Source organism: Edwardsiella sp. A.80236, assembly GCF_044540725.1.
Taxonomy (GTDB): domain Bacteria; phylum Pseudomonadota; class Gammaproteobacteria; order Enterobacterales; family Enterobacteriaceae; genus Edwardsiella; species Edwardsiella tarda.
Genome location: NZ_JBIUCY010000020.1, coordinates 41,878 through 66,581, shown reverse-complemented (window position 1 = coordinate 66,581; position 24,704 = coordinate 41,878). Strand labels below are relative to the sequence as shown.

General features: G+C 53.7%; 21 protein-coding genes. 3 read left to right on the top strand and 18 right to left on the bottom strand.

The features are described 5' to 3' along the window. The coding region (locus ACEQFP_RS15165) for a DDE-type integrase/transposase/recombinase (RefSeq protein WP_031956726.1) at positions 1–233 on the top strand (233 nt) is incomplete at its 5' end. A 129-nt stretch (positions 234–362) separates the two neighbouring features. Here the strand turns inward: ACEQFP_RS15165 and ACEQFP_RS15160 are convergent. The 7 genes from ACEQFP_RS15160 to traI all read right to left on the bottom strand — a co-directional run bounded on the left by ACEQFP_RS15160 (position 363) and on the right by traI (position 11,180). Further along, positions 363–1,310 (bottom strand): Rpn family recombination-promoting nuclease/putative transposase, encoded by a 948-nt coding sequence (locus ACEQFP_RS15160; RefSeq protein WP_068872226.1) that lies wholly within the window; start codon positions 1,308–1,310, stop codon positions 363–365. A gap of 970 nt (positions 1,311–2,280) precedes the next feature. Then, positions 2,281–3,360: a Replication protein gene (locus tag ACEQFP_RS15155; RefSeq protein WP_370547116.1), complete on the bottom strand. Its 1,080-nt coding sequence runs from the start codon at positions 3,358–3,360 to the stop codon at positions 2,281–2,283. Beyond that, positions 3,353–3,427, bottom strand: coding sequence for a RepA leader peptide Tap (gene tap / locus ACEQFP_RS15150; RefSeq protein ID WP_074428771.1), 75 nt, complete (start codon positions 3,425–3,427; stop codon positions 3,353–3,355). The genes ACEQFP_RS15155 and tap overlap by 8 nt, the downstream gene beginning before the upstream one ends. Positions 3,428–3,764: 337 nt before the next feature. After that, a complete protein-coding gene (locus tag ACEQFP_RS15145) occupies positions 3,765–4,331 on the bottom strand; it encodes a DUF2726 domain-containing protein (protein WP_068872228.1) in 567 nt (188 codons plus the stop codon). A gap of 200 nt (positions 4,332–4,531) precedes the next feature. Continuing rightward, positions 4,532–5,152 carry a fertility inhibition protein FinO gene (gene finO / locus ACEQFP_RS15140; protein ID WP_068872229.1) on the bottom strand — a complete coding sequence of 207 codons (621 nt, stop codon included), beginning with the start codon at positions 5,150–5,152 and terminating at the stop codon, positions 4,532–4,534. Between the two features lie 13 nt (positions 5,153–5,165). Further along, on the bottom strand, positions 5,166–5,891 hold the full coding sequence (gene traX / locus ACEQFP_RS15135; RefSeq protein WP_139108610.1) for a type-F conjugative transfer system pilin acetylase TraX: 726 nt from the start codon (positions 5,889–5,891) through the stop codon (positions 5,166–5,168). Between the two features lie 51 nt (positions 5,892–5,942). Then, entirely contained in the window at positions 5,943–11,180 is a 5,238-nt protein-coding gene (gene traI, locus ACEQFP_RS15130; protein ID WP_068872231.1) for a conjugative transfer relaxase/helicase TraI, read from the bottom strand. Between the two features lie 114 nt (positions 11,181–11,294). Between traI and vapB the strand changes: the two genes are divergently transcribed. Then, positions 11,295–11,522 (top strand): type II toxin-antitoxin system VapB family antitoxin, encoded by a 228-nt coding sequence (gene vapB / locus ACEQFP_RS15125; protein ID WP_068872245.1) that lies wholly within the window; start codon positions 11,295–11,297, stop codon positions 11,520–11,522. After that, the gene (gene vapC, locus ACEQFP_RS15120; protein ID WP_068872236.1) at positions 11,522–11,920 is read left to right on the top strand and encodes a tRNA(fMet)-specific endonuclease VapC; all 399 of its coding nucleotides are present in this window, start codon (positions 11,522–11,524) and stop codon (positions 11,918–11,920) included. The genes vapB and vapC overlap by 1 nt, the downstream gene beginning before the upstream one ends. A gap of 77 nt (positions 11,921–11,997) precedes the next feature. On the opposite strand, the gene traD is transcribed toward vapC, so the two are convergent. The 11 genes from traD to traW all read right to left on the bottom strand — a co-directional run bounded on the left by traD (position 11,998) and on the right by traW (position 24,704). After that, complete coding sequence (gene traD, locus ACEQFP_RS15115; protein WP_370546704.1) at positions 11,998–14,202, bottom strand: type IV conjugative transfer system coupling protein TraD; 2,205 nt, start codon at positions 14,200–14,202, stop codon at positions 11,998–12,000. Between the two features lie 86 nt (positions 14,203–14,288). Beyond that, complete coding sequence (locus ACEQFP_RS15110) at positions 14,289–14,786, bottom strand: conjugal transfer protein TraS (RefSeq protein ID WP_139108605.1); 498 nt, start codon at positions 14,784–14,786, stop codon at positions 14,289–14,291. Positions 14,787–14,794: 8 nt separating this feature from the next. After that, positions 14,795–17,647 carry a conjugal transfer mating-pair stabilization protein TraG gene (gene traG, locus ACEQFP_RS15105; protein ID WP_068872068.1) on the bottom strand — a complete coding sequence of 951 codons (2,853 nt, stop codon included), beginning with the start codon at positions 17,645–17,647 and terminating at the stop codon, positions 14,795–14,797. Next, a complete protein-coding gene (traH, locus tag ACEQFP_RS15100) occupies positions 17,647–19,014 on the bottom strand; it encodes a conjugal transfer pilus assembly protein TraH (RefSeq protein WP_068872070.1) in 1,368 nt (455 codons plus the stop codon). The genes traG and traH overlap by 1 nt, the downstream gene beginning before the upstream one ends. Continuing rightward, positions 19,011–19,550, bottom strand: coding sequence for a type-F conjugative transfer system pilin assembly thiol-disulfide isomerase TrbB (trbB, locus tag ACEQFP_RS15095; protein WP_068872140.1), 540 nt, complete (start codon positions 19,548–19,550; stop codon positions 19,011–19,013). Before trbB ends, traH begins: the two co-directional genes overlap by 4 nt. After that, positions 19,531–19,764 carry a type-F conjugative transfer system pilin chaperone TraQ gene (gene traQ, locus ACEQFP_RS15090; protein ID WP_068872072.1) on the bottom strand — a complete coding sequence of 78 codons (234 nt, stop codon included), beginning with the start codon at positions 19,762–19,764 and terminating at the stop codon, positions 19,531–19,533. Before traQ ends, trbB begins: the two co-directional genes overlap by 20 nt. A 10-nt stretch (positions 19,765–19,774) precedes the next feature. Continuing rightward, positions 19,775–20,527: a type-F conjugative transfer system pilin assembly protein TraF gene (gene traF / locus ACEQFP_RS15085; protein ID WP_068872074.1), complete on the bottom strand. Its 753-nt coding sequence runs from the start codon at positions 20,525–20,527 to the stop codon at positions 19,775–19,777. A 30-nt stretch (positions 20,528–20,557) separates the two neighbouring features. Further along, positions 20,558–22,393 (bottom strand): type-F conjugative transfer system mating-pair stabilization protein TraN, encoded by a 1,836-nt coding sequence (gene traN, locus ACEQFP_RS15080; RefSeq protein WP_370546697.1) that lies wholly within the window; start codon positions 22,391–22,393, stop codon positions 20,558–20,560. Then, on the bottom strand, positions 22,386–23,051 hold the full coding sequence (trbC, locus tag ACEQFP_RS15075) for a type-F conjugative transfer system pilin assembly protein TrbC (RefSeq protein ID WP_254654781.1): 666 nt from the start codon (positions 23,049–23,051) through the stop codon (positions 22,386–22,388). The genes traN and trbC overlap by 8 nt, the downstream gene beginning before the upstream one ends. 10 nt (positions 23,052–23,061) lie before the next feature. Beyond that, positions 23,062–24,072: a conjugal transfer pilus assembly protein TraU gene (gene traU / locus ACEQFP_RS15070; RefSeq protein WP_068872076.1), complete on the bottom strand. Its 1,011-nt coding sequence runs from the start codon at positions 24,070–24,072 to the stop codon at positions 23,062–23,064. Next, a complete protein-coding gene (traW, locus tag ACEQFP_RS15065; protein WP_068872077.1) occupies positions 24,069–24,704 on the bottom strand; it encodes a type-F conjugative transfer system protein TraW in 636 nt (211 codons plus the stop codon). Before traW ends, traU begins: the two co-directional genes overlap by 4 nt.

Genomic DNA, 24,704 nt, shown 5'->3' with positions numbered 1-24,704 from the left:
CTGACGTTGAACACCGACAGATTAAGTACCGGAACAACGTGATTGAATGCGATCATGGCAAACTGAAACGGATAATCGGCGCCACGCTGGGATTTAAATCCATGAAGACGGCTTACGCCACCATCAAAGGTATTGAGGTGATGCGTGCACTACGCAAAGGCCAGGCCTCAGCATTTTATTATGGTGATCCCCTGGGCGAAATGCGCCTGGTAAGCAGAGTTTTTGAAATGTAAGGCCTTTGAATAAGACAAAAGGCTGCCTCATCGCTAACTTTGCAACAGTGCCATTTTTTCTGAGTTAGGCGGTCCCTCTCCCTAACAGTAAGGCAGGGGAGAGGGAAAATACCTCGGCGGCATATTCTATTAATGTCGAACCTGCTCGAGCTCAGCGGCGGTTAAACCGGTCACCTGCATAATCGTAGCGTGATCGATACCGATGGCCAGCATGTTGCGCGCCATTTCGCGTTGGGCTTCCTGGCGGCCTTCTACGAGGCCTTCTACGCGGCCTTCTACGCGGCCTTCTTGGCGGCCTTGCTGCATACCTTTCTGCATGCCTTTCTGTTCAAGTTGTTCAGCGATGGTCATCAGCGTGTCTCCATGTTGCGGCACTTGCGATGCCAGAGTGGTTAACAGGGCCTCCGGGTTTTGTGTCTCCCCGACCTGGAACATGTAGTTCATCAGGGTGCGCACCTGCTTTTCGGTAGTGTAGCCTGCCAACAGTAACGTGACCACCTGGTTTAGCAGTTCGGCTACATCCCGTTGCCGGATATGCTTCTGCAGCAGCTCCAGCAAGGCGATGCGCTTGTGCTGCATGATGTCGTCATCCGGAATGACGGTGATATCCACCAACGGGAAATCACCGCAGTATAGCTGCCTGGCCAACTCCGGGTTGGCAAATTCCTGTAGCCAGGACATGCTGTAGGGATACGGTGACGTCTGCCCCTGGTAGAACAGGATGGGTATCACCAGAGGCAATGTGTCGTGGCCGGCATCGAGGTGCTGTTGCATCGCGGCGATAGCATATCTCATCAATCGTGAGGTCATATGCTTATCGGGGCGCGACTGGTGCTCGATTAGGGTCAGAATGTAGCCATCCCCATCCTGGGTCTTCAGCGAATAGAGTATGTCGCTGTAATAGGGGCGCAAGCTCTCTTCGACAAACGAACCGGGGGCCAGCTGCAGCGTATCGAGGTCACAGATTTCCCGCAGTGCCGGCGGCAGATGAATAGACAGAAAATCCCGGGCGGTCTCGGGGTGAGTGAGGAACGCCTTGAATACGCTGTCGTGAGGAGTCGCTGGATGTTTTTTCATTCGGCTATATTAACATTTTACTCTGCCTGCAGATAGCGTGCGGCCACATCACCAAGCGCCCAAATCACAACACGCCGGACGGGCAAGCTGTGCGCACCCCGTCCTTTGGATGCCGCAAGGCGGCATGGAGGCGCCAACAGATGTTGAATAGAATACTGTTAGTGACTGGCGCCGTCGCCCGGCGCAGCCGGTTACTTTCTTGATAGGTTTCACCTTACCCATCCCTTGCCCTGCAAAGCTATAATCCGCTAACAGAGAGCGTAGACGGGAATGTGCGCCGTCGGAGTGGTCACGACAAGGCGTAGCCGTAGTCGGGGCGTATCTCCGCGTTAGCGGGCCGTTAGGGCCGCTTACGGGCGTGTTACACCTAATCTTCTAGGCATAGCATTTTATCCAGCAGCGATTAATTTTAGTTACAACACCCATCATTAAAAGCGACATCATCCCGGCCCTTTGGGCCGGGGCGGCGGCGCTTTTCAGTGGTGGGATGGGCGTTGTGGTTTCCGCTGGGCGCGGTACTGATGGTGAGTTTGGCGGTGGTGTTTAGCTAGGCGGAGTTTGGGGCCCGTCGCAACGCGATGGGAGGTATTTTTTAAATGTCGTTGCCGGTTGGCTTTGGTGTTGCCAGGGAAGGGTTTGTGCCCGAGTGAAACGAGGGAGCTACCATCGAGAGCAGCCGTAAGGCTAGCTCGATGCTTACTCCCTTTTTTAAAAGGGCTTTTGTTCAGAAACAACGTTCGAAATTAACGATGATGTTGGGTACCTCTTCGAAGTTAATCTGTTACTTCGAATTTAACTGTTTATTTCATGTGCTATAGGGGTAGGCCAAGTTGGCCATCACCGAAAATCCATGAATATCGAAGAGATAGGAAGAGAGTAACGCTCAAAATCTGTGCTACTACCCAATCGCAAGGTAAGCGAGGGCCTCGCGTTGATAGGCGAAAACGTGAGGGATTAAAGGGGGGAAGGTTTAGATTTTAAAGGCGCCGGCACGTTCAAGCAGCAACTTGTAGAACGCCTCCGCGTCCTGCTGCAGCAGTCCAGGGTGCTCTTGTTTAAGCGCCTCCTGAAGCATCATCACGTGAATGGTCGTCATACCACCGTTTATTGACCACTGCGTAAACTGCTGGTAGTAGCTGTTTTGTTTTTTACCCTTGGCCAGCTGCCGGATGTTCTGATTGGTCTCATCCAGTTGTTGCTCCAGCGCCGAGCGTTGCGCCAAGGTTTGCTCTATCTTGGCCACGGCCTGAGCCTTATCTCGCGCCAAGTCCGGGCTGACCACCCAGCGCTTAATCTGGCGCAGCCGGTTACGCAATGAGTGACGGGATTTCAGGTCAATACCGATATGCTCAATGCGCACCAGGTGTTTTTCATAGCGTTGGCGCAGTGTCTCTGTCAGGCCGTTCTTCATCGCCCAGCGCTTGAATTTGCCCAACCAGTCGCGTATTTCATCGACCTGGATACCGCGCGAGGTAAAGAACGTCTCGGATAGCCAGATACGCAGCGGCTTGTTCTGGCCACTGTCGCTGTCCTGGGTATGCAGCACAATGACATAGCCCAGCTGCTCTATCACTGAGAGGGCATGCAAGGCAACGTCGTAAGCTTTGCGACCGCTCTCGTAAACGTGCAGTACTCCCATCGCCGAGGCGATTTGCTCAAACGGTACCATCACTTCGAAGGGATAGTCGCTATCCGGGTTGTAGTCCGTGTGTGCAGCCAACGCCTGGGAGAGAACAGTTAGAGCCTCACGGCTCTCTGAGCGCGTGCTGATCCGCATCGGTTTGGGCACAAAATGCGGATCATGACGATAGGTATAGGGAATATATCCCCGCTGGCGCAGGGCAATCAGATCGCCATTGCAATTCCAATCGTGACGGCTAATCCGGGCGACCACTTTAGAGGCCATCCCGCGCGATACGCGACAACACAGCTGAGGCTGATAGCGGCGATGGATTTTACGCTGCCCCTTACGAGCCGCATTGGCCGCGCCCCGCCGGGTTGGCGAGAGGGACAGGTTATCGGCAATCGACTGAGAAAGGTTGCTATACACCCCGCCCTGCGCTTATGTTGCGCGGACAGAGTACGGAGCACAGAAAGGATTGCAGTTTTCTGAGCATGATCTTATACTCCCTGCATAGAGCAACAGCTTCTATGCAGTATCTGAGTGAGCCCCGTTAATCTTCCTCGCCGGCCAAAGTGAAGAGATTATCGGGGTTTTCGCTTTTCTGGCGCGGAGTAACATCTCCCCCTCACCAGCTCCCTGCCACCTTGCGGCGTGGCCCGCCATAAATTCGTCTGTCTGTATCCTGTCCTTGACCCTCTTCATCGGTGATGATGAGGGGGCAGAAAAAGTGCTTCCCGCAAGAATACTACAGACACCCCAAAAAATTAACCCGTTTTCGGCCTGTTTTGGCGTACAGACTGCAACAGGATCAGAATGATGAAAAGGCCGCGTCACCTTGCAGTCGTTCGAGCCTGAAGATAATGGTGTACCTGCTGGATGAGCCCCTCGGGAGCATCTCCTCGCCATAACGGTATCTGTGCCTGACGAAAAATTTCGTTGAGCACAATATCGCGCCGTATACGTTTTGCTTGTTGATGCGTTGCATCATCCAGTTCAATCGCCGCAATAATGCGGCCTGTTTTTCGCTCAATAACCACGACATCACAATGCCACTGTGAAATAAGCCGGAATAAACACCACCATTGACGGCTACCTTTTTTCCAGGCTGACGAAACCTCAACAATATCGGCGACACGCACCTGGGGACAAAAATACCAGTAATGCGCGCCAGTCGCCGGCGATAACGCGGAAAAAAAGGCATATTCACGCGCGGTCATCAATTGTGGCTTGGCCGTAAATGAACACTGCTGACACAGTAATCTATCCGATTCTTTCGGCTTGATGCCCGCCGCCAGCAAGGCGCGCCATAAGGGATGATCCCGTTTTCCTCCTTGCGCCGATAGCCAGATAATAAATAATAATATAAATAGAGCAAGCCCTAAAAAGATAAAGAACATGATCGCTCTCCGATTGGCCGCTATGTTGCCAAATAATAAAGCGACAATGGCAATCATAAAATAACGGCAGTAATAATGTCATTATGAAAACTTACATATTGTAAAATGCAAGAAAACTAACGCCCTACGGTTGTTCAATTGCGTTCACTCCCCGATATTAAATCAAGGCGCGAACACAATTTTATAAAATATAAATAAAACTAAATGCGGTTAGCGGAGGTTGATTTTCGCCGTTGATAGGATTCAATTCGGGCGCACGCATACTGCTGCTCCTCCTCCGTGATCGTGGCAACCGGCTGGCCATCAATACCATAACGGGAAGCACCGACAACCATACTGCGCAAATAGGTCGTCGAGCGCGTAATACGTTTCAGGCAGCGGCGCAGCTGTTTGCGTGACAAGGGCAGCGCGCGCGTAACAATGTCAGCCAGCAACGCATCCCGTAACCCGATTTGCAGCAAACGCGGCGTGTCTCCCTCAAACAGCCCAGGCCAATGGGGTTTCATCAGGGCAACGGCCTCCGCCAATGGCATCAATACCACCCCTTTCGGCGGCTTCGGTGGGCATTTTTTATCCTGCCTGGCCGGGGTGGTGGGTGGCGGCGTGACAGACGGCGCTTTTGTCGGCGCCCGTTTCGCCTCCTCCGCCTGCTTTTGTGCCGCCAGCTTCTGCTTCTTCACCTTCCAGGGGGGGGGCGTGTTCACCACCACCACTTTCTTGCGACGGACAACCACAGGAGCGGCATCCGCTGCCGCAGCCGGTGTTTCTTCAACGGGTCGTTTACGCTTCAGACTCAATGTTGGCCGCTTTTCTGTATTCATCTTATCTCCCTGTTCACATCACACTGGCCACACAACTCAATACAGCCAGGTGTACCGTATATGTCACCACAAAAAAATGTGAGGGCCAAAACCGCCCTTGACCAGACCATCGCAGGCCCCCCTGCGCGACGGCTACACTCAGCACCAGGCCACTCACCGCCGCTGCCCAGCTGATATTAACATTCAACATCAGAACACTCAGTCCCCACAGCAGGGCAACCAGCCGGCGCTCCGCTGCCGCCATGGGCACAAAAAGGTAGCGACAGGCCACTAACATCACGACGCCCGCCAGATCATAGCTTGTCAGTGAGAAGGGAAGCCAAATCAGGGTAAGCCCTGTCGCGGCCAGTATCCCCTTGCTCCCCTGTCGTTGCTCAAACCAACGCAAGGCTTGCCCGGTGACCGCGAACACAAACAGGATATTCCCTTGCCACCACGGGAACCCGGCCAACAGATACGCAGGCTGGGCGATCATCGCCCAACACCACAGGGCGTTGAGATTCGACTGGCGTATGCCGGCATGCCTGGCCAGATTGTACCCCCACACCAGCCCAAACAGCGGAAAGGCCCCCCGCCCCAGCCACAGCATGACCTCACTGTGCAAGCCAAAGACCCGGTTAGCATGGTCAAGCACCATCAACAACAATGCGACCCCTTTGAGCACATCACATTGCCCGGCACTCCACTGCCAGCGACAGGCTAATCCCTGAAAAACTGACGGCATCACATCCACTCTCATTGAACGTCTCCTCTTGGCCTGGGGTGGCACCCTGATTTTAATCGGGGTGCGTCAGTCCCCGGCCAGGGTCTTGTCGCGTACCAGCTCACGCTCCATCTGCTGTAAGCGCTCCCGTTGTAAACGCTCGGCAACCTGCTCAACGGCGGACTGTTGATGATCCGGTAAGGTCAGCAGCGTATCCGCCGGATGCGGCACCTGCTCAGCACCGCCTTTGACCACCTCATCGACAATCTGCCGCATTTTCTCTGGCGCCACATCATCGGGTGAGGGTTTCTCTTTTTGCCCCAGCATTTCCCGCGCCGTTTTCTCGGCCTGCTTCTCCAGAGCGACCCGCGCGGCCTCCTCCGACTGGCGCAAGGCCAGGATCTCGGGCGGTAACCTGGCTGCTTCCCCCGATGTGCCTTGCCCGGTTTCCCCCGCATCAGCCCAAACGCGCCCGCCAGTCATCGCCCCCGGATTCCAGGGAACCCCTTCCCCCTGCAAGCGAACCACAATGCCGGCATCAGGAAAGCGGGCGGCCAGCTTTACCCCCTCCTCAATGCCTGCAGCCAGTCGGCTCTCGCCATTTCGACTGGCCTGTAACGCGACAAACCGTGCCGCTGTACTGCCAAAAAGACGCCCCTCTCTCGGCAATACCACCGCAGCCGGTTTATCCCCTTGCGATAAAGGACTCAACCAGGCGCCCGCCACCTTACCGTTTTCATCAAATGCCGGAAACGCCACATGGGGCTGCGGGTATTTTCGCCCGGGTGCGACAAACCTGGCCAATGAGGTGCCCGCATCCAATCCGTCCTGTTTCAAGACTGCGCGCCCTGCCGCCACCGCAGACAACGGTACGGCCTGCGCGAGCAGGCGTGCCGCGTTATCGGCAGTACGCTCGCCACGGGGTTGTAAAATCTCATGTGCGGTTGCCCCGCGATTGGCTTTCTGGATAGCCGTTACCCACGCCTCACGGTTATCGGTATAGACCTGTACATGCTGCTTGGCGCGTGACAGAGCCACGTAAGCCGAGGCGTGGTTGACCATATACCGACGCTTACCCGCTGCCCCCTCAAGGGCAATGGCAAAGGATTCACTCGCCCCCTGCGCACCATGTGCCGTGATGGCATAGGCCAGATCAATATGGCGGTCTGCCTGATCGGTAGAAGGATGAACAACCCGCGTCGCGTTGCCATTGGTCAAGGTGACACCGTCACCCTCTATGGCACTGATCGTCCAGGTACTGTTGGCCACAAAGCCTCGCTCACTATCACTTTTTGAAAACCGCATACGATCACCGACGCTGACCGTGATCGTATCGGAGCGGTAGAGCGTGACCCCCTCCCGTACCGCTTCCTGGGGAGAGAGGACGCGCTGACGCCCTGTCTCATCCTGCAAGGTCACCAGCTGATTTTTTTCATCCACCTCGACAATACGGTGATAGATATTTTCCAGGAGCGGGCGCGTATCCTGATGCGTTTTCCAGGTGCTAAGACGCCGCAACGCCCCCTCCGGGATGTTGGCGCTCACCAGAATAGGAAGGGGGCGTTCTTCTCTCGACAGCTCCCCGCTGGCCACCCGCGCATCATGGATCAAGGCATTCACTGCGCGCTGATCCTGGTTTAAATGCGTGATGATCAACGTATTGTCTCGTGCCTGGGGTGTCCGGCCAAGATAGTCCGCCACAATGGCATCATGGAGCGTCGCCGGGACGGGTGGGGACAACGTTGCCGATACTGCGTCAACGCCATCCGGTGATGCGTCAAGCTCTTTCTTTATCTCCATGACAGAGCTGGGCGGAAACCAGGCCTGTGCCTGGCGGGGAACCTGCTGTGGGCTAACCCGCTCCACCGTCTCCAATGCGCCCGCTACATCCCGGGCAATCAAGCTATAGACCGCCGGCCGCAACGCAGGCGTTTGCCGCACAATCTCTTTCATGATGGCCACATCCGCCGCACTGCGCGTCTGTTGCAAATGGAACGGCTGTCCAGGTGAAATCGCCTGCAGCTGATCCGTATCACCACTGGCCACTGCGCGTCCGCCACCACGGGCAATCAAGGCATAAGCACTGGCCATATCGCTGTTACCCAGCATCGAGCTTTCATCGATCAAAAACAGCGTATTGGAAAAATCCGCCACTTCACCTTGCTGTTGGGCCTGACGGGTATCAAACAGGAAGGAAGCCAGAGTTTGTGCCTCAACACCAGCCGCCTGCATCTCTCCCACCGCCCGATGCGTCGGCCCCAACCCCATCACCCGGGGGCGCGCCGTCTCCGGCAGCGTGGCGATGGCCGACATCACGGCCCGAAACTGGGTCGTTTTCCCGACGCCGGCATACCCTTGTACCACGGTAAAACGATCGGGCGTCTCCAGGATCATGCGGGTCGCCGCCTGTTGCCCCGCCGTCAGTCCCGCCAGATGTGACTCAGGGACGTTCACTATTAGTGGCGTCACCGCCGCTTTTCCCTCTACAATATGGCGGAGAATACTTTTTTCCGCCTCAAACGTGGCGCGTGATACCAGCAAATCGTTCCCATGACCCGGCGCTGAATCCACCGATATCAAGGCCCCCTCCCGAATTTGCGTCTGGATAGTGTCCGCTAAAACGGAGAGAGGCACCTGCCCGCCCGCCACCTCCTGAGCCTGGGCTAATAGCGATACGCGAGAAAAGGTGAGTGATCCCCCTTCCCGCTCCAACACCGGAACAGCCAGATGGAGAGCCTGCTGTGCTGGCGTATGCAGGGCTGCCCGCTGACGGGTTAGGGCTTCCTCTAAACCCGCCTGGCCCGCGACCTGCTTGAGATGGGTTGTCACCGTAGAAAAGGCCGGGTGCCGCCCCAGGCGGGCAGCCACCTTATCTTCTGCCTGCGCGCTGTACAGGCGAATGCGGCTACCACTACGCGCCAGGCGATTCAGGGTGCCCTGATTCAAATCATTGTGTGCCACTGCCGCCAATACCTGCGCCTTATCATTCACCGAGCGGCCCAGGCCCTCCACATAGCCGTATGCCACCTTGATAGCGGTAAAGGGTGTCTTCCCCACTGCCAGGCGCTGCATCTGCCCCTGACGTTCGACCTGTATTCCCGCCTCATCAGCCTGCTGTACCTGCAGACTGTCCCCCGCCCGCCAGGCCAGTCCCTCCATTTTCCCCAGTACACGCAGTTGCTCCCCCGAACTGACCGCCAGCGTCTGCGGCTGATACAATGACCAACGGCTGTCCAGGGACGAAAGACGCAGCGTCTGCGTCGCGCCCTGTTCGTCTCGTAAGGTCAGGGTATGGCTGCGTGCGGTGACACGATCGATGACATAACGGGTCGCCGTTTTGCTCTCGGCATCCCAACGCTCCATCACCATTCCCGCGCGATAGGTGTCACGGGAAAGCCGGTTTTTGCTGTCCAGCCAGACCGGCTCAAGTGCCATCAATGCCGTGTCAGGCTGTCCCAATGCACCCTGCGTTTTCATGGCACTGCGGATCGCCCGGGTAAGGTGTTGTTGATCGGTCGGCCCACTGACCTGTGCCACCACCGGATCACCCGCCTGCCGTGCCGCCACGTAATCGTCGGCTAAACGCGCAAAGCGGGACGGTTTGTCAGGCTCACTCAGGATCTGCGTTTCCACGAGCGCCGTTTGCGCATAGTGCAGGGTATCAATACCGCTCTCGCGCAGTACACTCAAGGCATTGCCGGTCGCTTGCCGCTGGGCGGTATCGAGGATCAACAGTTGAACATTGTTGCGCAGCGCCCCATCCAGCAACGTAACAGTCTCTTTTAAGGTCAGTTTTTCCCCCTCCGTCACGATCAGGGTACTGTTTGGCGTAAACGCCATGCCGTCGTTGAGCACGCGTTGCGGGAATATCGCGGCCTGGCCCAGCACCGCATCCTGTTGTAAAAAACGCTGTGATTTGGCGTCGGATACCAGGATTTGCACCTCGCGTCCCAACGCCTGGGTCGCCCGCACCAACTCAGACACCCGCTGACGCTGCACGCCGGCACCACCGGGACTGGCTAACATCGCGAGCGGAGGGCGCTCGGTCATCACCTGTTGCGCCAGCGGACTGTAATCATGCCGGGAGGACGATGACGCCATTGCGCCGACCGTAACGTGCCCTTGCTCCCCCAGGCTCTGGCCCAGCGTTCGCACGGAGAGCTCATCCAGCACATGAATATCGGAGGTGAATACTCCTTTTTCACGATCTAACGGAATGAGTTGCTGTTGCTCGATGGCGTGATCAATACCGGCACGCGCCCGGGCAATCACCCCGTCGGTGGCAGGCAGGAGACTGACCGTGGCGGCCAGCATGTCCGAATAGGTAAACTGCACCTTACGCTCACTGAGTTGGGATATCGCTTGGCGCACCGTTTTAGCCATATCAACAGCCGCAGGCTCGGCGGGAGCAGGGACGTGCCCTTGCGTCACCCGTTGTGCTGCGGCCTCCCGATACCCCTGGATATCAAATCCGGTCGATTTAAGGGTCGCCATCCATTCTGCCATCTTTTCGGTAGGATCGATGGCCATCTTCGCTTTACGGGTATCGAGTGTTGCCACATCGCGGGATTTCAACGAGGCATCCGGCCCGACCGCCTCCTGGATGGCCTGGCTACGCTGGGAGAAGGCTTCCACCGGCACATTTTTCATCTCCCACAGGCCATGTTTGCCGACCACCTCAACCTGATAACCCATCGCCTCGACTTCGCTACGCAAGGCTTGACGATAAATTTTCCCCAGGGCTATCTGATTGGCGAGAATATTTTCAGAAAACCCGGTTTTCCCCACCGTATCACTGCTTAACGCCTGCCACTTATCACCCTTTCGTGTCGCATTGATCACCACACTATGCGTATGCAGCTGTGGGTCCTGATCGCGCGAGGTGTCATGATTAAAGCGGGCAATGATGAGATTACCGGTAAGTACCGTCTCTGAAACGCCATTCCGCATTGAGCGCGTGGAGGCCAAAGCCTCCGCCTGCTTCAGGGCGACATCCACAGCCCGATTGTGAGCATCAATCAGCCGCCGATCACCACCTAGCATGGCCATCATTGAAACACTCTTTGGCGCAGAAAACGTAAGGTCATACCCAGGTCGATGTTTATTCACACCGTTCTCCATTCGTGAGAGATCGGCGCCATCGGGCAACCGCCCGTGCAATAACTGGGTAAACACCGCTTTATCGACAGCACCCGACAATCCCAATTGTTTAGCCCCCTCGCCATACCAACGGTCGTCCATGCTCCCCAAGACGTAATAGTTATCTTTGCCGGTGTAATACCCACCGGCATTGCCGGCTGATTTTACCTGGCTGAAGCTCATCAAGATGGCAGCCCTCTCTGAATGCGATCAATCCCCCGCCACGTATATCCCTTTGACATATCCAAAGAGATGCACCATAGTGGATATACATGAGATATATCCATGCGGAGGTGTACGATGGAAACGACCGTTTTTCTCAGCAACCGCAGCCAGGCTGTCAGATTGCCAAAGGCCGTTGCATTGCCCGGTGATGTCAAACGGGTCGATGTGGTTGCCGTTGGACGAACCCGCATCATTGCGCCCGCAGGCGAATCCTGGGATAACTGGTTTGAGGGTGAAGGCGTCAGTGCGGATTTTATGGCTAGCAGAGAGCAGCCGCAGGGACAGGAGCGTGAGGATTTCTGATGCTGAAATACATGCTGGATACCAACATTTGCATCTTCACACTGAAAAACAAACCCGCCCAGGTTCGAGAGAAATTTAACCTGCACCATAATCAGATGTGTATCAGCGCGATTACCCTGATGGAGCTGATCTATGGTGCGGAGAAAAGCCAAGCCCCTGAGCGTAATCTGGCGGTTATTGAAGGATTTATTGCCCGCTTGACTGTATTGAACTACGACGCCCCGGCAGCCGCTCACTCCGGTCAGCTGCGCGCAGAGCAAGCCAGGCTGGGTCAACCGATTGGCCCTTATGATCAGATGATCGCAGGCCACGCTCGTAGCCAGGGATTGATCCTCGTCACCAATAATACCCGCGAGTTTATGCATGTCTCCGGGCTGAGAGTTGAAGATTGGGTGTAACCGGCCACTCGGCATAGCCAGCACTCGGGCAGTATTCTCAGTCATACTGGTCACATTGATTGGATAGATACTCAACATCAGAAACCATCCCCCAACTCTTCATCACTCACGACATGGCTGTGGTTAACGTTGACTTCCTCTAGGCGCTGCTTATCGCGTAATGCATGAGAAGACTGATCGGCTTGCCACGCGGCATAGGCGTCGGGATCAACAATCTCACCCTGCGCATCAATACCGGGCGGTAACGCTGCCTCTTGCTTTTCTGACTGAGCAGATGGCAGTAATTCCTGTAAATCACGCTCAACCCCACCGCCCATCGCGGCTACCGTATCCGCTCCCCCTTGTACTGCAGCAACCGCAGCGGCTGCCGCAGTTGTCGCTGGCGTATGACGGGGTGCTACAGTGATGGGCTGGCTATCAACAGATGTAGGCTGAGAGGGCCGCACGCCAGCATCCGCTTGGCTATCGCTTTCAAACAAGCCATCGATACTGCGCCCCTCCTCCTCTCGTGCTGCCAATACGGCGCTAAGACGCGCCTCGGCATCGGTATCGATCACCCGGGGAATAAACTCCTGAGCAATACGGGGGCGCGACTGGTACTTCAACGCCAATTTAATAGCAGGATACGGCCCAGGCAGGGTGACAAAGCAGGTCAAGTCCGGCAGCGTCTGAATATCGCTATAACTGACCAGCGTGACGCGCTCCATATCCTTACCAACGGATACCCCATCACGTACCGGATCAGCACCGTAGGAGTATTGTTCGCTGGCTTTTTGGATCTCTTTCTCACCGATTTCCCCCGCCGCAAACTCGGCAATCTGTTTGCTGGGTGAGCGGAAAAATGCCCGAGTGTTGAGCACATCAAACAGCGTGGCCGCCCCTTTGACGCCATAGATATCTTCCAGCTGGGCATAGGCTTGGAATCCCAGGACATAGCAGCCCCCAAATTTGCGCGCTTCCGGCAGAATTTCGACCAAATCAGGCAGCTTATGCAGCGTCGGCAGCTCATCGGCAAAAATCCATACCCGGCGCTGGCGGTTCTCGCCCATCGCCAACAACCCCCGGATTGCGATGGATAACCACATCGAGATCACCGGTTTCAGGGAGGCGTGAGTATCAGCGTTAGAGGAAATGAACAACCAGCCATTCTGGCCATCTTCCCTGACACTGCGCATCCAGTCGCGGATCGTAAAAGACTCACCATTGCGCTCGATACCCTGCAGGTAACGAATGGCTTTCACATAGTTGGTCAGCACGGCACGAATGGAGATAGCGGTCTTTTCAATTTTCTCTTCTACCAGGTTCGCCGCCGGCGAGGACTGCAAGTAGGCACGGAGCTTGTCGATCTTGATGGACAGCAAAGTATCAACCAGCTTGGCGTAACTACGATCATCGTCCTTACGCATCCGGTAAGCGGCCTCAGCAAAGATGGTTCGCCCCGACCCTTGCCAGAAGGGATCTTCACTGCTGCCCATTGGGATGAGCGTGTTGGCCACGTTATCGAAATCAGGCTGGGTTAAACACTCGCGCCACAGGTCCCAATTGGCGCAACGCACATCAAGGGGATTGAGAATTTTATCTTTGGCGGGGTCATAGTAGCTTTTAACAAATTCACAGGAGCGGTCGTAGACGATAACCATATCGCCCCGCTGGCGGGCATGGTTCATCAGGCGGCGAATAAACTCCGATTTACCGGAGCCGACCGTACCATGTAAGCAAAAATTCTGGATCTCACTGTCCTTAATTAACGGCAATTTTTCGATTCGGATATCAGATTGGCGACCATCTCGCTTTAGCATCGCCGCAACCTCTTTCGGATTATCGGTCAATTGGCGCCCACCCGTGACTTCATCTTCACTCTGCTTCTTCCCCTGGTGGCCTAAAATCCAGGAGGCAACAAAGAAGGTAATAAGACAGGTAATACCGCCAATAATGGCCGCCAGAACAAAACTGCTCCATAACTGCTCGCCGCACCAGATGGTGTATTTATCCTGTAAGATTTGCTCGGCGTTATAGGCGAGCTTCCGGCCATAATATTCAATATGGTAAACCGGCTGCGACCGAAGCAAAGAGCGCATCGGAGCCAGTGTCTGGCACCACCAATACACGCAACCATTAACAAAGGTCTGCCAGGACAAGCGGGCCATCAGCGTTAATGCAGCGATAACCCAAAAAAGCAGAAAAAGACAATAAAAAATAATATTGGCAATTTGGCCAAACATGCGAAAACGCATAGAGGCGATCTGACCGCCCTGGGTCATATCTTTGGCATTAAAACTCATAATATTATCTCTTAATCAGAAAGAGCGAAAAGGTCAAGCGTAGAGGAAGTATGCCGCCAGAGAATTACTGGCGGCACAGATGCAAATCAGGCGTTTTTCGAATCTTTAAAGGCACTAATAACGTTGGAGAATGCTGCCAGTTGGAATCGACCAAAATCGAGCACCATAAACATGGCAAACAAAGTACCACAGGCAATAAATATCATCGGCAGTGACAATCTCATCACCCCACTTAAAAGTGTCATACAGAATGATAGAACGATTCCAGACAGAACATAAATATTTATTTTTCTTGACAAAAAAGAATATAAAATCGACTTATTTCTGAATGCCTTAGGAACTGATAAAAAAAGGCTCCTTGCACTATATGATGAAAGCAGAACCATTAACCCAACAACAAAACCAACAGCCAGGTTATCTACAATATTCCGCCACGAAAAAATAAATGCATTTAAAAATCCGCAAAAGATAAACCAAACCATAAAACAAAGCCCTGGCCAGACACATTCCCAAATAGAGGGGATTTCCATCTCTCCATTGGAAAGAATATTCTTTAACTCTTCTGTTTCGTGCTTAATCTGCATAGGTGTGATCATTTTTTCCGCCCTCTATCATAATCTTCCTGGAGCTTATTTGCTTTTTTTAATAGCTCCTCTTTTGTATCTGCACCGGGAATTGAATCCCTCTGTTCTTTTGCTGATTGATAGCCAACATGATGTTCACGCTGTTTCTGCTTATACTCCTGCCCTAAATGACTATATTCCCCTTTGACTTCACCTGTTTGATTATTGATCTCATTTTTAGCAGAATGCTGCCGATTCTGATTTTCATCGATCATATGATCGACTTTACCTTGTACATTATGAGGAAGATCTGCCTGCTGAGTCTGACGTTCAATGGCTGTACTATTGGTTTGATAGTCCGCCATCACATCAGCCTGATTACCGCCCGCTGATACCGCCCCCATTCCTTGCCCAGCCAGTTGACGACCATGCGCATACTCACCATCAACACGCGGTGCCACCTGCTCATGCACAAACTCACGCGCCAGTTCTTCCCGCTGTGCGGCAACCTCAGGCGACGCAGTGTTGGTCAGGATAGCCTCCGCATTTTCTGGTGCACGTTGCTGCACAAAGCTCACAAACTGTTGCGTCAGGTTTTCACTCATCTGCCCACTCATGCTTTCAGTCCGAGAAGCCATTTCCGCATACTCATGACTGCGAGTATTGCTGGCCGTATACTGATCGTAACTGTTCTTGGCGGAACTCAGCGAAGCAGACAACTGATCCACACGTGAGGCCGCGTTATTCTCAGTATGGCTCCCTGACTGACTGGTACGGTGACTGCTGAGATAATCCAGGCTTTCTTTAAAATCGCGGGCCGCCTGAGTATTGCTATCATGCCGCATCTCATTGGTTTGACGGTGTCCATCAGTAACACTATTCGTTTCACCGTCACTCCATGTATGGCCTTTACTTAACCGACCTCCTGCATAAGCACTGACTCCTGTACCCCATTTACCCAGTTTGGTTGCCAACATATCACCAGAGTCCCATTTACCTCCACCATATACTTCCCATGAAGCATTACCCCGAGATGTTGTATCCATTAATTTATTAAACGCCTGCTCATTACTGATATGGTTAGCCTTGGCATAGCTCTGCACCGCATTCCACATCTGGCCACGCATCATTGACTCCTGGGTATTTTGGGAGTTATCTGCGCCACTGACATAACTGCTGCTACTTCCCATATTGGAGCCAAACTGTTTCAGGCTGTTCCAGGCACTGTTCACACTGTTGGTATAGCCATGCAATGCACTTTCGGCCTGTACCGCCGACTCGCGCGCCATTTGCTGTTGCGCACTGGCAATCTGCCGCGTCACATTAATATCGACCGGCAGTTTCGACATGGCGCTACTGCTGTCATAAACCATATTGCCATCCCGCGTTTGTGTTGCCGTTCCCCCTGCGCCGGTTTGATGGGTCATTTGCCCAAACGACGTAGAGCTATTGGTATTCCAGCTATAACCGTTGACGTTTTCCGTCTGCATATTGCCAAACGCATAATTACCATCAACAGCACTGGATGAGGCGGAGGTTGTCGAACTGAGCGAGGCTGACCCCAAGGATGAGCTGATACTTGAAAACACCTGTCCCAAACCCATGACCATTTTCCAGGAGAGGAACGGGATCATCATCGAGATATACCCGGCAGTCGTGGCGATATCAGAATATTTCACCTGCACCTGTGACAGCTCAGATAATACAATCGGCACACCATTCTGTTTTGCATAATAGGTCATTGCACTATTGAGTATGGCATATAATAACGGCCATGTCTGTAGCCACATAAAAGTAAATAGATAACCTTTGAGCACCGTCATGGTTATCATATTAAACATCCCTGCAATCATCATTACTGGGAATAACCCAATCAGTATTCCCATGATAATAACCTGCATCATGGGCAGTGATCGTAATGCAACCTGGCCGACAGACGCATGCGCCAGACGTTGTTTTTCCAGTGAGGAAGTCGTAGCGATATTCATCAGACTGGCGGTATCGCCATTACGCGCGGCATAGCTGACAATCCCACCCCGTAATGCATTCAGGGTGACATTCTGGCGCAATATCTGTGCCGCATTTTTTGATGATCCGTAAAAATAATTATAGCTATCGCCGATCAATTGACTAAACAGCAAGTCAGGATTAGGACGGCCACCAAACAGTTGCCGAACATAATAGTGCCAGGTTTTACCCCCATTTTGGGTATCGAGTGCTAACATCCGTTTAAGGTCAACGGCGGCCTCAGCACAGGTATGGAAATTATTATTCTTGTCAAAAACACCCCGTAGCGGGCTTGGTTTGGAAAAAATAAGCGTATACGGTTCTGCCGAACTCATTAAATCTTCGAAAGTGTATTTGTGATTAAGGAAAATATCCCCCATCACACAGTTCTGCACATAATCCGTAAACAGATTGGTCATTTCAGGATTACGGGATAAGAAATCCGTGCTACGCGCCACCAGATTCGCCCCAAACAACATCCCCGTCTTACTGTAGGTCACACTGTCGGGCAGGGCAAAGACCATCTCATACCCTCGTACCAAGGCATGGCCGATACGCGTTGTCAGGGAAGCCGGTAACGCTAATCCCACCGGGACATTATCGACCTGATAAACACGCGTCATATCACTGGTATCGATAATCTGAATGGGCGAACGTATCCCCACCATCATCCAGATCACCGTAAGAGACACGGCCCAACCCAACATATCCATCACATTGTGCCGACGAACCCAGCTGATTGCCACCGCCAGGACAGAAAACAAAATCCCCATTCGCTGCAGCGTCTTCCAGGTATCTGTGCCCATAAAGGCCGCAATGGCGTTAAAGGTGCCGCGCAACCATTCACCACCGGCAATGGTATAAATCTCGAGCATCACTGTACCCCGCTAAAGTGGTAGTTATTCTGATAGCGTGTCATCATCCGGGCAGAGACTTGCTGGCGCATATAGCTCATTTGGCGATCAATCACCAGGAGGGCATCCTGTTGAACCTGTACTCGCGCCTGGAATGCGGCAAGTTGCTGCGTCGCCTGATTGAGGTTCTCAATCACTTTATCCATGGCCGCCTCGTCATAATTACTCACCGCCAACGACGCACGGGCCTGTTGGATCAGCTCCTGAATGTACTGCAGCAAGATGTCATAGCCGATATAGTCGGTCAGTTGATACAGCAAACTGTTGGAGACACCCAGCATCTGCGGATCGACTAGGTATTTAAAAATGGGGATAGTGGTACTGGAGATAAAGCCTTTTTCCTGATCCGTTAACGGAGTATCTGTGACTGCCTTATTTTGAATACTCGCTAACAGATTACGGATCTGCGACTTAAACGCCTTGTCCTGACTGACCGTGACATTGGTATTGGGCACGACCTTCAGACATTTATCGGAATCATTACAATGGTAGATTTGCGCGGTTCCGCCTTCCATCATCGCCTTGACCAGGTCACGATCGGTGGTTCTAGCCGGTAACGGCGTGATCTCGCCATCGGGGCCAAACACTAAGGAGCCCGTCAAGGTCATGATAAACTCCTTTAACTCCTTGTTGCCATCGAACATGCGGTTTTTAGTCAGGACATGCCAGATCAGGTTCAGGTTCTTGGTGATACGCTCCTTATCCTTGTCCGACGCTTTGTCGCGAACATTATCCAACTTGCCACCGACAGTACATCCCTGGCGTGATGCGGCCCAATCCGAAAAGATATTGCTCTCGCCAGCAATATCCTGGCAGACCTTCTGCTGGGAGACCTGAGTCCGGGGAAATAACCCACCGACAATGCCTTGTGCCGCCTGGCACGAACTGAGGTTCATGCTGTTAATGTCACTGGCCATCTTCTGCAAAAAGTCTTTGGCCTGTTTAATCTCCGGCACCGTGGTTTGCAACGCCAGGTCAAAAAAGTAGCCTGCCGCATTGGACATAATCTGTTTGGCAAAACGCTGCAGCTGTTCGCCGTTAATGAAACTGAATGCCCCTAAATAAGCGTCAATCCCGCCACAGCCGGCATTAATATCCGGCAAGGTCATCGAAATCAGCTGTATCTGCTTTACCTGCGTGCGTGCATACAGTGAGCCTCCAGACGCATAACCTGCTGCCTGCCCCTGCCAGACCTGGGGTTGGCTGGTATTGGACGCAAAACCGAGGCGGTTGAAGAAATTGTTCATATCATTATTCACATCCGCTGTCGCCGTACAGGACAGACCGAATAATGCACCGCATAAAAAAGCCACCTTACGCAGGGTCATGGTTTTCGCTCCATCAAGGTTTCCTGAAACACCGTATCAAGCCGGGTTAAAAACGCCTGACTATCGGTAGCCCCCTGTAACAGCGGCCAGGTCGCCAGCGTATTCACGTTCACCAGGAATGTCGTCGGGGTGGCGATCGGCATCGGCGCCGGAAAAAAGGCCTGCATCACCGCCACAGGGGCCGGTAACGCCGTGGGATAGGCCTCATCCCCCTGCCCATCGATGGTGTAGGGAAAAACCGATAACCCAATCTGTTCACTGAGGGACTTCAACAGCGGATCAAAACGCTGGCAGTAGGGGCAGTGCCCCTGCATGAATAACACCACCTTCCACTGGCTTAAATCGACACGCTGACCATTACTCAGGGTGTACCAGCGTGCGGCCGGTCGAGCAGGCGCGGGATCTGCGGGTACGGCTTTATCGGCTGTCGCCAATCCCTTCGGGTTATAAAGTGCCGCCACATCATCGCGCACCGACGCCTGGACGGCACCTACCATCAGCAGTGCCACGACAAGACTACGCATCGCCATTTTCATCATGCTGACGCTCCTTACGCTCAATGTCGGCCAGCCATTTATTCAAAATCTTGTAGCCCCCCACGATCACCATCACCACGGCAATCAGTTCGGCCAGCTGGATAGCCATCACCGGCTGTTTGCGTACCAGGCGGGCAACAATATGAAACCAGGCACCCACGGCCACCACCCACATCCCGGTAATATCAATGTCAGGGAAACGAAATTTACGCATACAGGTCACCTTAAAAATTGGGTTTAAAATCGGTCGAGACATTCAGGAACTGCTTGGCCAAATCGTCCTGACTGATAAAGCCATAAGAGAGCGGTTTCACGGTGCCAGCACGCGGATCGACCAGCATCATGGCGGGGAAATAACGCACACCCAGCCGGGCGGCCTGCCCCTGATCCTGACGGGTATCGGGCAACAAGGGGCTGACAACGCCATCGACGGTCACCGGAATAACACTGAGGTGATAGGTTTCGCGGAAATTTTTAATCACCTGCGCCAACTGGCCATCAATCGGCTCTTTCCCGCGATAAAACACCATCACGCCATAATGCTGGCTGAGTTTTTCGATCGCCTCGCGTTGCTGGGCATAATCGGCCGCCAGCTGATTTTTAACTGTGCCGTTGTAGTGGCTGTATTTCAGGTTGTAATCCAGCTCCGGGTGCTCAAGCATGGCTTTTTTAGCACTCATGGAAAATAACCCTGCCTGCTGCGTCCAATAATTCTGTAGCTGGAAATAACGAACAAAGTGAGGCACGCTTGGATAAAGGATAGCGTTATATAAGGCCTCTTTTGTCCCAGCCTGTAATCGCGCCAACTTAGCCATAATATTGGCGTCTTGGGTAATTTTTGGCTCAGAGGGTGGTTTAGGCTTATCTTCATCCTGCTGTTTTACCGGTTCATTATACCACTGCCATCCCGCATCCTGCGCCAGAGAAACCACCGGCATGATTAATGATAAACAAGCAACAAGCGTCAGAACACGCATGGCGTACTCCAATGGAAAATTAACAGAGATTTATTTAGTAACGCGCTTCATTTTATCGGCGATCTGATCACGCACCCGATTTAATAACGCATCATGATTTGGCATTGACTGATTTTTCATTAAGTCCTCAGAGAAATCAGCAAAATCCAGGCGATCAAAATTAATTCGCTGTAACTCCTCTACGGTGATCCCCCGACAATCGGGACCGCTAGCATCACCGAACCCAACACCCAGCTGCCATTCCCGACCTTGTTGCTGGACTATTTTCGCCAGAATACTGTCAAACTGACAGTAGCTCCGTTTCTTTTCTACACAAACACCCAAGACTTTCTTTGAACAAAACTCCCCGACGCTCACCGTCAGTTTTTTCGTTTTCGCTTTGGCCAAGGCTTTTTCTTCACTGCTGCAATGCGCCAAGCCTAAATCCTGCCCCCATCCCGAGTCGGTGCAGCAATTACTGAACCCCACCGCAAACTTCTTGCAAAACTTGGGCTGGCCGGTAAAGGCACGCACATCGATGCCATTCATCGCGGCGATATCCTTACCGGCTGCCGCCACCGCCGCCAGCTCGGAGACGGCCTGAACAAAGTCATTTCCTTTCGTGCCTTTTTGGGTTTTGTCACAAGTCCCATCGAGGCAGAATACATCCCCTCCGCAGATCATCATCTTCCCGCTGGTCCGGGTTTCACAGGAAAAGGTGGCATTCTCATGCAAACAGATTCCCTCTTCAGAGCTAAAGGCACATTTGCGGGTCGCCAGGGTACAGGCCGGATTTTTCATATACGCATCACAGGTACCATTACTGGCCGGTTGCGTCATATAGGTGTCTTTATATTGCCAACAGTCACTATGAAGTGAATAGGTTTTCCCCTCACGCTGAATGCTGCGCGTCCCGCCGGGGGAAATACATTCCTGTTTTAGCGGTTTTCCCTCTCGCTTATCAAAGGGGCAATTTTCTGTCCAGACAATACGTGGTTTAAATTCCTTTGAGCCAGTTTTAACATGCAGCGTGATAACAAAATACCCACTATGTCGATTGTAAAAATTAACCGTCATCCAGGGCATACCAACATGGGAAGTAAACATGGTAATTTTTTGCCCCGGTGAAATTCTGCCTTTAGGATAAAACGTACGCGTTCCCGAGTTCAGCGAAACCCACGTCCCCAAGACGTTAAGTGTCATATCCGTCGTAAAATCCAACTGATTATGGGCCAGCTTTGCCCACATGATTTCGCCGCTCATCCCTGCCGGGACGGTAAAACGCACCTCAGCCCGATAGTTCCCCTCGGTAAAGGTCAATTTCCTGGAGTCGATGATAATATCCTGCTCAACCGTTGAATCGACCCAATCACCCACAATCGAGGCCGTCCGGGTACAATATTGATCGACCTGGACATCCCGCTCACAGGTATAGTTGGTAAACTCACTGCGTGTAACCGTCTTGGCCTCACAAGCCATCTTGTCTTTGCCCACAATACTGTCAGCCCGCTTTTCCACATCCTGGGCTGCCTTGATAAAGGGGGCATCCGGTGAGATAGGCTCTTTAGGATTATTGAGCACCGAATCATTCACCGCCTTGCCAACCTCACTTTTACTCCAGTGCTGTGATCCCTGGTTTTTCAGTGCGCTATCATCCGAGGCCGTCACGCCACCATAATACGCTTGCTGAGGGGGTGTTGCCGTATAATTGGGGATCGCTGTAGCCGGGTTGAAATCTTTCAGGGTGCGCTCTCCTTGCCCTTGTACCTGTTTGGCAAAATCAGCCCCTGCCCGGTAATCGGTTTGGCCATCGGCCCACGCTGTCATCACAACGCCGATTAAGGTTAACGCGCCTAATCGGCATCGCCATGCTGCTCCCTTAGCCATGATGCCCCTCCTGCTGCAAAATCTGCTGCGCCTCGCCAGCACAGGTCCCTTGCTCCACCACTTTCTGCAGCGCTAAATCCAGCCGCAGATTGCCCCGGATCACATCAAAGCCCTGCTCGCAACGCACGACCAGCGCCGGTACGCTGGTAATGTGATAACGCTGATAGAGTGTCGGGTCGATCTGTACGCCCTGTGTCGCCCCAGCCTGAACCAGCTGCGTCACGGCCGTGACGGTCTGTTTCATGTCGTTATTCACCAGGCCGCGTAACGTCACCGGAATGGCATAGCGCCCTGCCTCTTGCAGCATGCGCTTGAGCCCTGTCTCGGGGATCGAGAACGACACAAAATAGAGGGCACCAGCTGCCGTTTTCTCCCCGGTACGCTGTTGTTGTTGCACCAGGCTCTCCAGATAGCGGCGATTGCCGGCATCCAATGGATTGTCCCGAACCTGTTTTTTTAACCACTGCTCCAGCTCAGAATGTGGCGTTTCCCGTAGACGCTGAGCGAAATCCTCCTGCTGTTTTAACCACTGGCGATCGGCCTCTGACGGTGCTCTTGATGCCATGGCCGAGGTATCTAGCTGTACGCTGGTATTGGGTGACGCGATGGCTGCAAGGGGGGCAATCAGCGCGGCCAACGCCGTTTGTCGTAAATTCACGCGATACTCCTTAGAGGAAAACACAGTTACGTTTACGCCACATCAGGTAGCCGAAATTCTTCTTGCTGTTTGGGGCGTTATGCCCGGCCTCCCACCGCATGACGCTGCGGCCCATCGGGTGACAACGCGCGCTATCCGGATACATATTGACCATCTGATAGCGCCAGCGCTCCTTCGGGATAATGGGGGTGGGGTATTCATAGCAGACCGCCTTATCCTTACCGATGCTCTCCATAATCTGCCCTTGCCGATGCAGCTTGAAGGCCATCCGCTCACTGACCAGCACCGAGGACTGCAACGGACTGAACTCATTACTGACCCAACCATTAAAGGGATACATCGAGCCCTGGGCGCCAGCGCACCAAAACAGCGGATCGAGGGGAAGATGGAATGCACTGGCCAACGCATCGGCCGCACAGGCGCCTTGTGCCAGCGGGTTGGCAAAAATCACCGCTTCCGGGTTCAGGATGGTCGTGAGACTGCTGTCCACCCAGGTCGGATCAATCTCGCTCAGGTAGGCAATATCGAGATCACCGCCCTCCAGGCATCCCACAGAGGTGATGATGTTCAGCCAATAGGTCAACGGGTATTTGTACCAGTGCACATGATAGAACGCCCCCGCCACATCCTTATCGCTCTGCCCCGCGGTACCGGTCCCGGTCTTACCGAGGTTGATACTGAATCCGCCCAGGTTCACCATGCAGCCCGGAGAGCGGGTGACATCGGTCAAGGCCATGGGCTCCCAATAACCAATCGCCAATCCAGGACGGATAAAAATCGGCGGGGGTGCGGGACAAAATTGCAGGGGCGAGCCGGGGTTAGCCGTATCAGGTGCCTCCCCACTGCCTCCGACTTTGATGCTGCCAATCGATAGGGGGAAAATACACTTCCAGCACACATCGGTGATCGGGTTGACAAAATGCCCTTCGCAGCTGGCATCGGCCTGTGCCGGTGCGACCGGTAGCCAGGCCGCCGCCAGAATGACCAACGCCGCACCGACGCGCTTGTAAATGGGGTTCATTGGGCAGTGTCCTCGGGTGCAAAGGTTTCAATATGCAGCCGTAACCCACTGGGTGCGGGCGTCACACGCGCCGGTACCGAGGTGATCCCCAGGCGTTGGCATAATGCTCCGTTCTGGTCGAAATAGACCCGGCTATCCAGGGCCACCGAGGCGGCGGGGATATCCCCCTTGACCAGAATAATCTTGAATAACAGCGTGGCGGGCTTCTGCCGCTTCATCCAGGCCACCTGCGCCGGTGAGTCAGCATCGATAAAGTAAAGCGTCTGCATGAACGGCACCGTCTTTAGCGGGTTAATCACCTCCCCCCGCCGGGCAAATAGCCGCCCCTGGTCATCACGCAGATCCTCAGAGAGCTGCACGCTCGGGTCGAAGTAGCGTGAGGCATAGTGTGTCGCCGTGGTGATCCCCTCGACAGGTACCGGACGCTGGCTATGTGTAATCACCCGCTTCTTGAAAGCCTGCATCTCCTTATCCCAGGCTCCCGACTTCTGTAGCTGTGCCAGACGCTGGGTGATCAGCGTCAGCATATCCTGCTCGGCAACCGGATACAGATCGCCCCAGGTACCCAAATCGGCCGCACAGGCCACCTGGGCAACCCAACAGATCCCTAACCATCCCCAACGCCGGCGCAT